We start from the raw sequence: 13,416 nt of genomic DNA, 5'->3' as shown, positions 1-13,416 counted from the left end.
CTGATGAACAGTATGAGAGGTATTGATATGAAAATACAGGCTTCTTTTGAGAATACCACAGTTTTTACCGAGAAAAAGCAGCTTATGAATTATCTGAGGATAATTGAGAGATATACGTCCGGATATATTCTGAAGATTCTGATACCTATAGCTTTGGCCGCCGCCGCAGTGTGTCTTTTTATAGCGCAAAGCTTTCTTGCATGGATATTTGCCGCATTGTCAGCCGCCGCTGTTGTTTACCGTTTTGCGGAAACAAGGATCAAATTTACAAGAAGATTCGGCAGGGGCGGAGAAACTGCATTGGGAAATCCGCAGAGCGTCAGGGCTTTTGATAATTACCTTGAACAGACCTGCACGGTTACGGTCAGAAAAATAGAATACGGCAGTATAACAAGAGTTATCGTCGTTTATGACTGTGTTATTATTTTCTATAAGGATACTGTTCTGTGCATAGCTGATTCGGGATATACAAAGGGCGACGGAAAGGCTTTCAGAAGATTTCTGGCAGATAAGATAGACAGCTCAGGCTCGGCAGCTGAATTTAAGGTATCGGACGGTTCTGTATTCGATATATAATATATTTTAAAACAAGGATAAGAAAGAGTTGATTAAAATGAACACTATAGAACAGTTCAACGAACACGTTATGCCTACCTACGGGCGGTATGATCTGGTGCTTGAAAAGGGAGAAAACCGTACTGCTGTCGATGAAAACGGCAGGGAATATATAGATTTCGGCTCTGGAATAGGCACTAACAGCCTTGGCTTCTGCGACGGGGACTGGGTTAAGGCGATCTGCGATCAGGCGCATAAAATTCAGCATACGTCAAATTATTATTACACTAAGGTTCAGGCTGACTTTGCTGAAAAGCTCTGCAATATTACAGGCTATAATAAAATGTTCTTCGGCAATTCGGGAGCGGAGGCTAACGAATGTGCTATAAAGCTTGCGAGAAAGTACAGCTTTGACAAATACGGCAGGGAAGCGCAGAGAAATATTATTATTACTCTTGTAAACAGCTTTCACGGAAGAACGCTGGCAACTCTTTCCGCTACGGGGCAGGACGTTTTTCATAACTATTTCTTTCCGTTCGCAGAGGGCTTTATAAACGTAAAAGCCAACGATATTGATGATCTGAAAGCAAAGCTTGAAGAAAACGACGGCAGGGTCTGTGCAGTAATGTTCGAGTGCGTTCAGGGAGAGGGCGGAGTAATTCCGCTGGAGCAGAGCTTTGTAGACGCGGTTTTCGAGGAATGCGGCAGACGTGATATTCTCACTATCTGCGACGAGGTCCAGACGGGAGTCGGCAGAACGGGAAAATTCCTGGCCTGCGGTCACTACGGCGTTAAGCCGAATATCGTAACTCTTGCAAAGGGCCTTGCAGGCGGAGTTCCTATAGGAGTATGCCTTGCAGATGAAAAATGCTGCTGCGTTCTCACTCCCGGTACTCACGGTTCTACCTTCGGAGGAAATCCTATATCCTGCGCTGGAGGAAACGCTGTGCTTGATAAGGTAACGAAACCGGGATTTCTCAATGAAGTTAATAAAAAGGCGGAGTATTTCCGCTCAAAGCTTCTTGAGCTTCCGGAGGTTGAGGGAGTTGACGGACTGGGGCTTATGATAGGAGTACGGCTCAAAACAAAAAATGCAGGAGAGGTATGCAGGGAATGTCTTGACAGGGGACTGCTTATTCTTACCGCAAAGGCTAAACTGAGATTTCTTCCGCCTCTTACTATTTCATATGAAGAAATAGACAAGGGAATGGAGATACTGAAAGAGGTTCTTGGCGGCTGATATGAAAATAAAACATATCGCTGTCTTACTAACTGAGTTTTCCCACGGAGCATGCCTTGAAATAATGCAGGCTTAGTATGCAAAAAACGGAGTTTCTCAATCGGATCCGGGTTTTGCTCATATTGCATTTTCCGCAGGAGGAAAAAGCGAAGTTGATATGCTGTCGGCAAGGCTTTAAGAGGACGGATATAAAATAATTAGTCAGCCGAGAATTACGGGCGACGAATATTATGAAAGCGTAATATTCGATCCCGACGGAAATTTGATAGAAACTACTATATAACGGAGGAAATTATATGAAACATTTACTTAAAATGCTTGATCTTTCAAAAGAGGAAATTATCGAGATTCTTAATCTTGCGGATCAGCTCAAGTACGAAAACAAAAACGGAATAGAGCATCATCTGCTTAAAGGAAAAACTCTGGGAATGATATTCCAGAAGTCGTCGACCCGTACCAGAGTATCCTTTGAAACGGGAATGTACCAGCTGGGCGGTCAGGCGCTGTTTCTATCAAATCGGGATCTTCAGATAGGCAGGGGCGAGCCTGTTCAGGATACTGCCCGTGTTCTGTCCCGTTATATCGACGGAATTATGATACGTACCTTTGAGCAGAAGGAAGTCGAGGATCTTGCCGAATACGGTTCTATTCCGATCATCAACGGTCTTACGGATTTCTGTCACCCCTGTCAGGTACTTGCCGATCTTATGACGATCCGTGAATTCAAGGGACGCTTCGACGGACTTAAAATGTGCTACATAGGTGACGGAAACAATATGGCAAATTCGCTTATTGTCGGCGGACTAAAGGTCGGAATGGAGGTTTCGGCGGCTTGTCCCAAGGATTATCAGCCGGACGCAGAGGTGCTTGAGTTTGCAAAGCAATACGGAAATAAATTCTCAATGACCGATGTACCTCTGGAGGCGGCAAGGAACGCCGATGTGCTGTTTACAGACGTATGGACTTCAATGGGGGAGGAAGCGGAGACCGAAAAGCGTAAGATTGCCTTTAAGGGCTATCAGATAAATGATGAGATAATGGCTGCTGCAAAGGCGGACGCTATGGTTCAGCATTGTTTGCCTGCGCACCGTGAGGAGGAGATTACCGCAAAGGTATTCGAGGCTCATGCCGATGAGATATTTGAAGAGGCTGAAAATCGTCTTCACGCTCAGAAAGCCGTTATGGTAAAGGTAATGAGCAAGGATAAGGAATAGGTACAGCTTATCCCTGCGTCTTAAAATAAGGCGCAGGGATTTTTGTTTTATGGGAAAATTATTTTGGATTTTTGAAAAAAGGACTTGACAAGCAATAAAAAATATGATAAAATATTTAAGTCGCAGGTAAGCATATTAGTAAGTGTTACGTTTCATGATGGCGGTATGTAATACTTTATTATCTGGACAGGTGTCCGAGTGGTTTAAGGAGCCGGTCTTGAAAACCGGTGATACGGCAACGTACCGTGGGTTCGAATCCCACCCTGTCCGCCAATATATTTTTTGCGGAATTTTTCCGCTGTTTTTATATTACCTGCGGATTTACCCAAGTGGTGAAGGGGCTCCCCTGCTAAGGGAGTAGGTCTCGAAAGGGGCGCGAGAGTTCAAATCTCTCAATCCGCGCCAGAAGCACTGTAAACAAAGCGTTTGCAGTGCTTTTTTGTTTGCGGATTCGCTTATTAAACAAACAGCGGGAAGCAAAGAAGCATTTTGTTTCCCGTTGTTTTTTAAAGGAGAAAAAATATTATTTGTTTACATATTTATGATATGCGTCGTTAAAGGTTTTAAGCTCGGAATCTATCGTACCCTTGTACATTTCACGCAGCTGAGTCCAGGTGTACTGGACACCGTCTTCGTCCTCCTTCATTACTGAGGTGTACATATACGGTATAAGGGCTTCCTTGGTTGGATTCGTAGCGGCACCGTTGTCTGACAGCGTTGTTGAAATTCCGTAGCCAGGGTCGTAGATCTGGGTAAACTTTTCGGATATAACGTCCTTGAAAGCAGCGGTGTACATTTCTTCCGTCCAGTAAGGATTGGTCTGCATAAACTTTTCTTTTTCGGTTTCGATGTAGGTCTGCTGAGTATTTACGATTCTTGCACATTCCATCCAGCATTTCATAGCTTCTGCTTTTTCTGAGCCTTTTACCCACATATATGCGTTCAGGTCAATTGAAGTATACATTTTATCTGCATTGGGATCCTTTGGCATAGGTACGACAGCCCATCTGTCATCCTCCTTAGGGCCGTGAGTTCCGGTAGCCGCCCAGGTTCCCATTGCGTAAAACAGGACATTTTTCTTAAAGGCATCGCTTGCCTGTCCTATCCATTCTGAATTGTACAAATTGTTTTTCTTGAGATTGTATAAAACACCCGAGGCGCGTTCAAATGCAGGATTGTCGAGATTTGAAACATATTCGTCCTTATCTGCGTCATACTTTATCAGGGTTTCTCCTGTTGAATGGAATATAAACGGTGCGAACCAGCCGTTTATTCCCCAGCGCTCTTCGTCCTCGCTTGCACCCTGACAGTATTCGTCCATTATATCGTACCAGGTATTCCAGTCCCATTCGCCTTTCATGTAAAGCTCATACGGATCTTCAAGGCCTGCGGCTTCAACCATATCTTTATTATAGGTAATTACGGAGCAGGCGCCGAAGTTAACGGGTGCAACGTAATGCTTCCCATTCAGAGTATACTGATCTGCCATATTTTTCACGCCGCTCCAGAGCGGATCGTCAAAGTTAACCAAACTGTCAATAGGCTGGAACATTTCCTTAACGCAGTTAGCCGGAAAGGTCATTGAGGCTTCATACCAGAACATATCCGGCGGATCGTTTGACATAAGTCTTGAAGCGAGCTTTTCATATACCTCCAGCGAGGTAGTCTGGGAGTATTTTATCGAGCCTCCTTTGTTTTCAAACAAGGTCAGATCGCTTCTCTTTTCAGGCACCGCTTTAGTCGGATTGATATCGAAATACGACAGCCATTCAAGCTCCTTTTCTGCTCCGTCCGGAATAGCTTTAATATCGTTGGTATCCTCAACCTTGACCTTATCAACGTATGAGCTGTCTTTGTCTGACGATCCGCAGGAAGCCATTGAGACTGACAAGATCAATGCGGCTAGACCTGCGGCTGCGCGTTTTATTTTTTTCATTGTAAAACCTCCACACTTTTTTATAACAATCGACTACGGATTTATATGTATTGCATATATTCAGTATATAAAAACATATAAATATATGCAAGACATTTTATATTTAGTTGTGGAAATTTATTAACTGCATTATTTGTTCAAAATTATTAAACGGTGTTTTACAGCTGAAAATACCCAAGGTAATTTAAAGTTCATAAATAGTTACATTAAAATACTTTTATAGGATAGGATAATTATATATACTGATATTAAACGGAAAAACGATCGGTTTGATTACGGGAGGTGGCGGGAATGCTTGCCAAGTATGAGCATAAGGTTCTTTTCGGCAGCCAGCATTTAAGTCTGCACAAATACAAAAATCTTCATAATCTGCTGCACTGGCACGACGAGCATGAGCTGATCTATATTGAAAGCGGTACGGCAGAGGTTCTTGCCAGTAACAGTGTTTACAGCTTATGCGCTGGTCAGTGCGTATGGGTAAGCAGCGGAGATGTGCATTATATTGCCGGCAGCGGAGAAAGTGAGATCCTTGTTATAAAGCTTGATCCTGATTTTCTTTCGGAGTTTTTCGGAAAGCGTGTGCTTAAAAGTCCGCTGATAAAGGGAAACTACGGAATTGATAAGGTTTTCTACGGAATATATGAGGAGATGTGCGGCAAACGGCTGTATTCAAATATTGTGTGCGACTGTATAATTGTAAAGACGCTTGCGGGTATTTATCAGAATGAAGAGTCAGAAATTCCGGATACCGCCGGCAATTCTCAGCCGTATGCAAGATATAAGCAGCTGCTTGAAATGATCTCTGAAAGATACTCCTCTGTTACCTTTGACGAAGCCGCAGAATTTATGTGTCTGAGCAGGCCATATTTTTCAAAGTACTTCAGAAAGCTTTCGGGAATGACCTTTACCGATTATGTAAATTCTGTAAGGATAAACGAAGCGCTTAGGCTAATTTCTCAAGGAGAGCTTACAATAACTGAAATATCTATGAAGACCGGCTTCGGTACGATACGTAATTTTAACAGGGTATTTAAGGAGATCACAGGCTATAATCCGAAATCTCTTCCGAAGGACAATATATTTATCGGCACAAAAACAGCCGGCAGCGATGGCTTTGATCCTACGCTTTCGGCTATAGTATTAATATAAATAAACAAGCATCGGGTGATGACGGAATGCAGCTGTCAAGCGCTGACAAAAAATAGATGAATGATAAAAATGGACTAAAGGGTTTAGATTTCAGTTTTTTTGCTTTTAAATTTAACTTTTTATTATATACGGCAAATATAGTATAATAATATAAAATGCTTAAAAGCTGCATTTACGGACTTTTCAGCATAAAAAGCAACGCAGTTCGGACTTTAGGGTTCAAACTGCGTTAGAGTTATTAATATGGCTGGGGTAAAAGGATTCGAACCTTTGGAATGCCGGAATCAGAATCCGGTGCCTTACCGCTTGGCGATACCCCAATGTTGAGACAAATTTTACTGGTTGGGATAGATGGATTCGAACCATCGGAATGACGGAGTCAAAGTCCGTTGCCTTACCTCTTGGCTATATCCCATAATCTGTCCCAAACAATTCAATTTATTACCGCTGTTTTATACAGCTTTTATATTATATCAGATATATCTGCAAATTGCAAGACCGCAGCTTGTAATTTTACAATTTATTAATAAAAATATCTGTTATGTACCGCAGGTTTCCCTGCGGATATTCAGCAAAACAATTAGCGATTGTTCTGGTTGTTCTGATTGTTCTGGTTATTCTGGTTCTGGCAGTTGCTGAACTGGTTGTTGTTCTGCTTATTCTGATTGTTCTGATTCTGGCTGTTGCTGAACTGGTTATTGTTCTGGTTGTTGTTATTGTTCTGGTTATTCTGATTGTTGTTCAGAGAATTGCTGAACTGGTTGTTGTTGTTCTGATTCTGGAAAGGCTTGAAGTTAGGGTCCTGCTTGTTCTGTCTGCTCTTTTCGTTTGCCTGGCTAGGATTCTGATTTGACATATAAAACACTCCTTAAAATTTAATTTGCCGAAAAACATCGGTAAAATTATATTTCCCTATGATAAAAAAAATATTCCGGCTGTGCAAAAGCAATATTTTCATAGGAATTTGTTGCATTCAAACGAAATCGGTGTTATAATATACATAAATATATAACTGAAGGGAATGTTAATTATGGGAAAAGAAAAAAGATCCGGATTTATGTCAAGATTTATCGGGGAATTCAAAGAATTCATATCAAAGGGCAATGTTCTGGATATGGCGGTCGGAGTTATCGTTGGCGGCGCTTTTACCTCGATAATAAATTCTCTGGTCGACGATATTCTGATGCCTGTTATCGGAACTGTCCTTTTGGGAGTAAACTTCAAAGCATTGGGTTTCCATATCCCTTGGGGAAACGAACCATACATAAATTTAGGCGGATTTATTACAGCAGTTATAACATTTCTTCTGACAGCGCTTTGCGTATTTATCTTTGTAAAGGCTGTAAACGCACTTAGGAATTTTCATAAAAAGCCGGAGCAGCCTAAGGAAGAGAAGCCTGCCGAGGTTCCTGATGATATAAAGCTTCTTACCGAGATAAGGGATCTGCTTATCCAACAGAAAAATGCCGGAGAAAAATAATAACATTTTTAATGTATCAGACTGTTGACAAAACGGCTCAACTGTGATATATTAGCTTTAATAAGAAAATGCGGTGATAAGAACAAGTAGCTTTTCAATGCGGTTTCAGAGAGTATCCGGGCGGTGCGAGGATACAAAAGCTTGATCTGCGAATACGTCTTTGAGCAGACTTCCTCAGAAAGCGTAGCAGGACTTCGCAAAGGGAGGTACGGGAGCGTCCGTTAAAGCGTGTGGCTTTGCAGCTGTGCATAGCCGTTAAGGTCGGGAATATCCCGATAAAACGAGGTGGTACCGCGATAGATTCGCCCTCTGATAAGCTCAGGCTTGTCGGAGGGCTTTTTAATTTTAGAGTATTACATTGAAATGTCTGATGAAATTTAAAAATAAGCTTTTTTGGATAAGAATCTCGACCAACTTAAGAAGATCGAGTATGCTGAAAAGCCTAAAATAATTAAATACTGATATATCCGAGGTGCTTTATGCTGACGATACCCGCAAAGACTATTTTGCAGAAAAACAAATCCTCCGGCTGGTTCGGAAACGATTATAATATGAACCTTTATAAGGGCTGCTGCCACGGGTGTATTTACTGCGACAGCCGCAGCGACTGCTACCGTATAGACGATTTCGATACGGTAAGGGCAAAGGAAAACTGCATTGAAATTCTGCGTGACGAGCTTCGGCGAAAGGTTCGCACAGGCGTTATCGGAACGGGAGCAATGAGCGATCCGTATAATCCGTTTGAAAAAACAGAACGGCTTACAGAGAAAGCATTAATGCTTATCGACGCCTATAATTTCGGGGTAACGGTAATTACAAAATCCGATTTGATTGTAAGAGATATAGATTTATACAAGAGCATAGCGACACATTCGCCTGTGCTTTGTAAAATGACCGTCACAACCTGCGACGACAAGCTTTCAAGGCTGATCGAGCCCAATGTCAGCACCTCGAGCGAACGTTTTAATGCGCTTGCGAAAATGTCCGAAGCAGGCTTGAAAACAGGAATAACTCTTATGCCGGTTCTGCCGTTTATCGACGATACCGAAGAAAATATTCTGGGAATAGTAAGAACCGCTCATAACTGCGGAGTTAAAATAATATATCCCGCTTTTGGAATGACTTTGCGGCAGAATCAAAGGGATTATTACTATCAAAAGCTTGACGCACTTTTCCCCGGAATGTCCGATAAATACCGGCAATACTACGGCGACAGCTACGAATGTGTGTCGCCAAACGCCAAAAGGCTTTGGAATGCTTTTGCTGCAGAGTGCGACCGACATGGGATACTTTATAATATGAAAGATATTATTCGCTTTTATAAATGCGGATATGAGAATATGCAGCTGAGCTTTTTTGATTAAGATATATTTTTGGATATTATGTGAGAGGCGGTGGTATCCGTGAGATCAAAGCCTGATCTCATCGTTTATGTTTCGTTTTCAGAATAAAATTTGAAAGCGAGGTTATAAAAATGATAAGAAAAGCTGAAAATGCCGATATTAAAAGCATTGCAAGGATCTACAGTCAGCTGCACAAAAAGCATGCGGAAATATGTCCCGATTACTTTAATATGCCTGAGCTTAGTTTTTTTGAAAGCCGTATTTCGGAAACTCTGTCACAAGGTGAAACGTCTTTAATAGTTTATGAGCAGGACGATAAGATACAAGGCTACGCCGAGGTTTTCGTTCATGAAATTCAGGAAAACGAAAACCGAAAAGTTTACAGACGCTGTTTTATCCAACAGCTGGCAGTTGATACAGATTGTCAGCGAAACGGTGTGGGCGGAAAGCTTGTGGAGTATATAAAAAGCTATGCAAATGAACATTTTTGTCACAGCGTAGAGTTGGGCGTGTGGTATGAAAATTACAACGCTGTGGACTTTTACGGTGCAATGGGATTTACTCCCCGAATGTATAAAATGGAAATCAAATTAGTAAATAATAAAATTGGAGGAATATAAAATGACACTTTTTGAAGAACTGAAAAGAAGAGGACGTTAAAGTCAGGAGGGAAAACTTATGAGCAGTAAAAATTATTTCACAGTCGCTCTGCTTCAGCTGCTTTCGGAGGAAAGTATTGAGGACAGCATAAGAAAGGGCGTTGAAGCCTGCCGTATTGCTAAGAATGCAGGCGCAGATCTGGCTTTATTTCCTGAAATGTGGAGCATAGGCTATGATTTTAGAAAGTTTTCAAATAAATTTGCGATCGAGCCTGACAGCGGCTTTGTTCGTTCATTTTCCGAGGCGGCGAAGAAGCTTGATATGGCAATAGCGGTAACTTATCTGGAAAAGCACGAGCCTAAGCCCAGAAATACAGCAGAGGTTTTCGACCGATCCGGAAACTCGGTTCTCAGGTACTCAAAAGTACACACCTGTGACTTCGGATATGAAAGCTCCCTTTGTCACGGAGATGATTTTTATACCGCAGACCTTGATACGAAAAGCGGAAAGGTAAGGATCGGAGCAATGATATGCTACGACAGGGAATTTCCTGAAAGCGCAAGGCTTCTTATGCTTAAAGGCGCAGAGATAGTTCTTGTTCCGAACGCCTGTCCGATGGAGATAAACAGACTCTCTCAGCTTCGTGCAAGAGCCTATGAAAATATGATCGGGATAGCGACCTGCAATTATCCGTATGGTCAGCCTGACTGCAACGGACATTCCACCGCCTTTGACGGAATAGCCTACCGTTCGGACGGAAACGGCTCAAGAGATACTCTTATTGTTGAAGCGGGAGAGGAAGAGGGAATTTACCTTGCGCACTTTCCGTTGGAGGATATAAGAGAATACAGAAAGCGGGAGGTTCATGGCAACGCTTACCGACGTCCTGAAAAATACGGACTTCTTTTATCTGAGGAAAAATACGAACCTTTTATAAGAAACGATTTTAATAAATAATAAAATACTTGGAGGAATAAAAAATGACACTTTTTGAAGAACTGAAAAGAAGAGGACTTCTCGCTCAGCTTACTGACGAGGAGGAGATCAAGGAGCTTATCAATGCAGGAAAGGCGACATTCTATATCGGCTTTGACCCGACTGCGGACAGTCTGCATGTTGGTCACTTTATGGCGCTCTGCCTGATGAAGAGATTGCAGATGGCAGGTAATAAGCCTATTGCTCTGCTAGGCGGCGGAACGGGAATGATAGGCGACCCTTCCGGAAAAAGCGATATGAGAAAAATGCTGACGCCGGAGGACATCGCTCATAATGTTGAATGTTTTAAAAAGCAGATGAGCCGCTTTATTGATTTTTCAGAGGGCAAGGCTATGGTAGTTAACAACGCCGACTGGCTGCTTGATCTGAAATACGTTGACGTTCTCAGAGAGGTAGGAGCCTGCTTCTCGGTAAATAAAATGCTTACCTTTGAATGCTACAAGCAGAGAATGGAGAGAGGTCTGACTTTCCTTGAGTTCAATTATATGATAATGCAGTCCTACGATTTCTATAAGCTGTTTCAGGATTACGGCTGCAATATGCAGTTCGGCGGCGACGATCAGTGGGCAAATATGTTGGGAGGTACGGAGCTTATCAGAAAGAAGCTGGGCAAGGACGCTTACGCTATGACTATAACGCTTCTGCTTAACTCTGAGGGAAAGAAGATGGGCAAGACCGAAAAGGGAGCGGTATGGCTGGATCCTGAAAAGACCTCGCCCTATGAGTTCTTCCAGTACTGGAGAAACGTTGCCGACGCCGACGTTATAAAGTGCCTTAAAATGCTTACCTTTGTACCTATTGAGGAAATAGAGGAAATGGAAAAGACTATGGAGGGCGCAGAGTATAACAAGGCTAAGGAACTGCTTGCCTATGAGCTTACAAAGCTTGTTCACGGCGAGGAGGAGGCTGAAAAAGCAAAGGCAGCGGCTAAGGCTCTGTTCGGAGCAGGAGGCGAAAGCGCTGATATGCCGTCAACAGAGATCCCGAATTCGGAGCTTGAGGACGGAAAAATAGGAATTTTAAGCCTTCTGGTGAAAACCGGTCTTGCTCCGTCTAACAGCGAGGCAAGGCGGCTTGTTACTCAGAACGGAATCGCGGTAAACGACGTTAAATTTACCGACCCTAAGGGAACTGTGGATCTGTCAGAGCCTGTAATTATCAAAAAAGGCAAGAAAATATTCCATAAGGTTTCTAAAATCTGACGGTCAAAATTTTAAGATCGTCAATATAAAAGCGGACATTCAGTAAATAGCTGAAGTCCGCTTTATATTAATAAACTTATTTTTCTTTTGCGTCAGCGGCAATAAGCTTTCTTAAAGCGCTTACAACGCATTTGATCGCCCGTGAGGAATCATAGGTTATATTATCGGGAAGTCCTGCCTTTGAACGTTCAACGTTCCAGAGAACTGTAAGGATTCCTCCGCAGCGTACTCTTCTGGCAGTGCATACTGCAAAGACTGCCGCACATTCCATTTCAGAGGTAAGACAGCCGCATTTGAGATAGCTTTCCCATCGCTGCTTTATATCTGCGGCCATAGGAGAACTGTCAGGCTCTACTTCACCGTAAAAGCTGTCCTTAGAATGAACTACTCCGACATGAAACATATTTCCGGTTTCATTGGAGGAAAGCTCTTGGGCAGCCTGCGCCAGAGCAGTTATGACTTTAAAATCTGCCGCAGCAGGGTAGTCGGGCGGAAGATATTCCGCAGTCGTACCTTCGCCCCTGACCGCTGCGGAAGCAATACACAGATCTCCTCCGCTTACTTTCAGATCCATTCCTCCGCTGGTTCCTATTCTTATAAAGGTATCGGCTCCGCATTTGATAAGCTCCTCAACTGCAATAGCGGCTGACGGACCTCCTATACCGGTAGAGCATACAGTAACCTTTTCTCCGTCAAGGCATCCTGTATATACATTGTATTCCCGGTTCTGGGCTACCTGCACGGCATTTTCTAGCAAAGCCGCTATTTTCGGAACTCTTCCCGGATCTCCCGGAAGAATAACGTATCTTCCTACTTCCTCAGGGAGAGTTTGAATATGAAATTGTCTTTCTCCGTCCATTATGCTTGCCATTTTAGAAGCTCCTTTCACTGCTGTGAGCTGTCAAAGTATTCTGTGTCTGCTGCTTCGTCCTCCAGCATGGACTGTGCAAAGCTGTCGGTATTTTTCTTTGCCTTGACTGACGTTGTAATTATAGCTATGGAAACAATTGTAAAGACTGCTCCTATACCTCCGAATACATAAAAAAGTATCTTATATACGTTATCTCCGTCCGCATAGAATTCATCAGGTCTATTCGGATTATAATAAAGAGCGACTTTCTGTCCCTTATAATAATTGCACGGATTGGAATAAGAATTTCTCTGCTTAACGTATTCCTGTCCGCTGACCGTATAGCTGAATACGGGCGCATAGGTCGTTCCGTCGCTGTCGGTGCTGCTTACAATATCTACTACTTCTGCCTGAGTTTTTGCTGTGCATCTTTCTTTTTTATTCTGATCAGAAATCCGCAGTCCTATTCCTATCGTAAGGAAAACAACTCCAACGACCAAAAATATTGCAGGCAATAAAATTAGAGATGAAATACTGCTCCGTTTGTTTTTTCTTGTTAACATAATAACTCCCCCTTATTTTTATTTAATATATACCAGTACAGCAAATCCGATCACAGCCGCTGCAATAAGGGCAACAGCTGCAACAGCCGGTTTGTTTATACTGCTCTGCGAATTGTCAGGCTCAGGTTCGTTTGGCTTGACAATATCGTTTTCAAAGCTTTCGTCTGCGCTTTCCATCATAAATCCGGTTATAGGGTCTGCTTCCGTGAAGTTTTGAGGTTTAACAGGCTCACTGTTGTATTTATGCTCGTTAAGTATTGTCTTTTTTCTGCGCATAAACTCTCCCTT

The 13,416-nt window shown here is 42.7% G+C and carries 14 protein-coding genes, 4 tRNA genes and 1 other annotated feature; of the genes, 11 read left to right on the top strand and 7 right to left on the bottom strand.

The window, feature by feature from the left end:
- Positions 1–27: 27 nt before the first annotated feature.
- From ACYQ0H_RS05320 to ACYQ0H_RS05300, 5 genes are all read left to right on the top strand, one after another.
- Positions 28–576, top strand: coding sequence for a hypothetical protein (locus ACYQ0H_RS05320; protein ID WP_459811802.1), 549 nt, complete (start codon positions 28–30; stop codon positions 574–576).
- Between the two features lie 37 nt (positions 577–613).
- Entirely contained in the window at positions 614–1,795 is a 1,182-nt protein-coding gene (locus tag ACYQ0H_RS05315) for an aspartate aminotransferase family protein (RefSeq protein ID WP_459811801.1), read from the top strand.
- 296 nt (positions 1,796–2,091) lie between these two features.
- Entirely contained in the window at positions 2,092–3,009 is a 918-nt protein-coding gene (argF, locus tag ACYQ0H_RS05310) for an ornithine carbamoyltransferase (RefSeq protein ID WP_459811800.1), read from the top strand.
- Positions 3,010–3,193: 184 nt separating this feature from the next.
- Positions 3,194–3,282, top strand: a tRNA-Ser gene (locus ACYQ0H_RS05305).
- A 42-nt stretch (positions 3,283–3,324) separates the two neighbouring features.
- Positions 3,325–3,414: transfer RNA gene (locus tag ACYQ0H_RS05300), tRNA-Ser, on the top strand.
- A 118-nt stretch (positions 3,415–3,532) separates the two neighbouring features.
- On the opposite strand, the gene ACYQ0H_RS05295 is transcribed toward ACYQ0H_RS05300, so the two are convergent.
- Positions 3,533–4,945 (bottom strand): ABC transporter substrate-binding protein, encoded by a 1,413-nt coding sequence (locus ACYQ0H_RS05295; protein WP_459811799.1) that lies wholly within the window; start codon positions 4,943–4,945, stop codon positions 3,533–3,535.
- Positions 4,946–5,236: 291 nt separating this feature from the next.
- On the opposite strand from ACYQ0H_RS05295, the gene ACYQ0H_RS05290 reads away from it, so the two are divergent.
- Entirely contained in the window at positions 5,237–6,094 is an 858-nt protein-coding gene (locus tag ACYQ0H_RS05290; protein WP_459811798.1) for an AraC family transcriptional regulator, read from the top strand.
- Between the two features lie 244 nt (positions 6,095–6,338).
- Here the strand turns inward: ACYQ0H_RS05290 and ACYQ0H_RS05285 are convergent.
- The 3 genes from ACYQ0H_RS05285 to ACYQ0H_RS05275 form a co-directional block, all read right to left on the bottom strand.
- Positions 6,339–6,414: transfer RNA gene (locus tag ACYQ0H_RS05285), tRNA-Gln, on the bottom strand.
- A 19-nt stretch (positions 6,415–6,433) separates the two neighbouring features.
- Positions 6,434–6,509, bottom strand: a tRNA-Gln gene (locus ACYQ0H_RS05280).
- Between the two features lie 165 nt (positions 6,510–6,674).
- A complete protein-coding gene (locus ACYQ0H_RS05275; protein WP_459811797.1) occupies positions 6,675–6,950 on the bottom strand; it encodes a hypothetical protein in 276 nt (91 codons plus the stop codon).
- A 174-nt stretch (positions 6,951–7,124) separates the two neighbouring features.
- Here ACYQ0H_RS05275 and mscL point away from each other — a divergent pair, with 174 nt between their 5' ends.
- From mscL to tyrS, 5 genes are all read left to right on the top strand, one after another.
- Positions 7,125–7,574: a large conductance mechanosensitive channel protein MscL gene (gene mscL, locus ACYQ0H_RS05270; RefSeq protein WP_459811796.1), complete on the top strand. Its 450-nt coding sequence runs from the start codon at positions 7,125–7,127 to the stop codon at positions 7,572–7,574.
- Positions 7,575–7,638: 64 nt separating this feature from the next.
- Positions 7,639–7,887, top strand: a binding site (T-box leader).
- 166 nt (positions 7,888–8,053) lie between these two features.
- Positions 8,054–8,938 carry an SPL family radical SAM protein gene (locus tag ACYQ0H_RS05265; RefSeq protein WP_459811795.1) on the top strand — a complete coding sequence of 295 codons (885 nt, stop codon included), beginning with the start codon at positions 8,054–8,056 and terminating at the stop codon, positions 8,936–8,938.
- 110 nt (positions 8,939–9,048) lie between these two features.
- Positions 9,049–9,537, top strand: a complete 489-nt coding sequence (locus ACYQ0H_RS05260; protein ID WP_459811794.1) for a GNAT family N-acetyltransferase — start codon at positions 9,049–9,051, stop codon at positions 9,535–9,537.
- A 58-nt stretch (positions 9,538–9,595) separates the two neighbouring features.
- On the top strand, positions 9,596–10,474 hold the full coding sequence (locus ACYQ0H_RS05255; RefSeq protein ID WP_459811793.1) for a carbon-nitrogen hydrolase family protein: 879 nt from the start codon (positions 9,596–9,598) through the stop codon (positions 10,472–10,474).
- Positions 10,475–10,497: 23 nt separating this feature from the next.
- Positions 10,498–11,715: a tyrosine--tRNA ligase gene (gene tyrS / locus ACYQ0H_RS05250; protein WP_459811792.1), complete on the top strand. Its 1,218-nt coding sequence runs from the start codon at positions 10,498–10,500 to the stop codon at positions 11,713–11,715.
- Positions 11,716–11,791: 76 nt separating this feature from the next.
- Here tyrS and ACYQ0H_RS05245 read toward each other — a convergent pair whose 3' ends face one another.
- Genes ACYQ0H_RS05245 through ACYQ0H_RS05235 form a run of 3 tightly spaced genes read right to left on the bottom strand, consistent with a single transcriptional unit; the run spans position 11,792 to position 13,404 of the window.
- Positions 11,792–12,586: a nucleoside phosphorylase gene (locus ACYQ0H_RS05245; RefSeq protein ID WP_459811791.1), complete on the bottom strand. Its 795-nt coding sequence runs from the start codon at positions 12,584–12,586 to the stop codon at positions 11,792–11,794.
- 14 nt (positions 12,587–12,600) lie between these two features.
- The gene (locus tag ACYQ0H_RS05240; protein ID WP_459811790.1) at positions 12,601–13,128 is read right to left on the bottom strand and encodes a DUF3592 domain-containing protein; all 528 of its coding nucleotides are present in this window, start codon (positions 13,126–13,128) and stop codon (positions 12,601–12,603) included.
- A gap of 18 nt (positions 13,129–13,146) precedes the next feature.
- The gene (locus ACYQ0H_RS05235) at positions 13,147–13,404 is read right to left on the bottom strand and encodes a hypothetical protein (protein ID WP_459811789.1); all 258 of its coding nucleotides are present in this window, start codon (positions 13,402–13,404) and stop codon (positions 13,147–13,149) included.
- Positions 13,405–13,416: the final 12 nt, after the last annotated feature.

The organism is Hominimerdicola intestinalis, from assembly GCF_054655215.1.
This window is presented reverse-complemented; position numbering and strand designations above follow the sequence as displayed.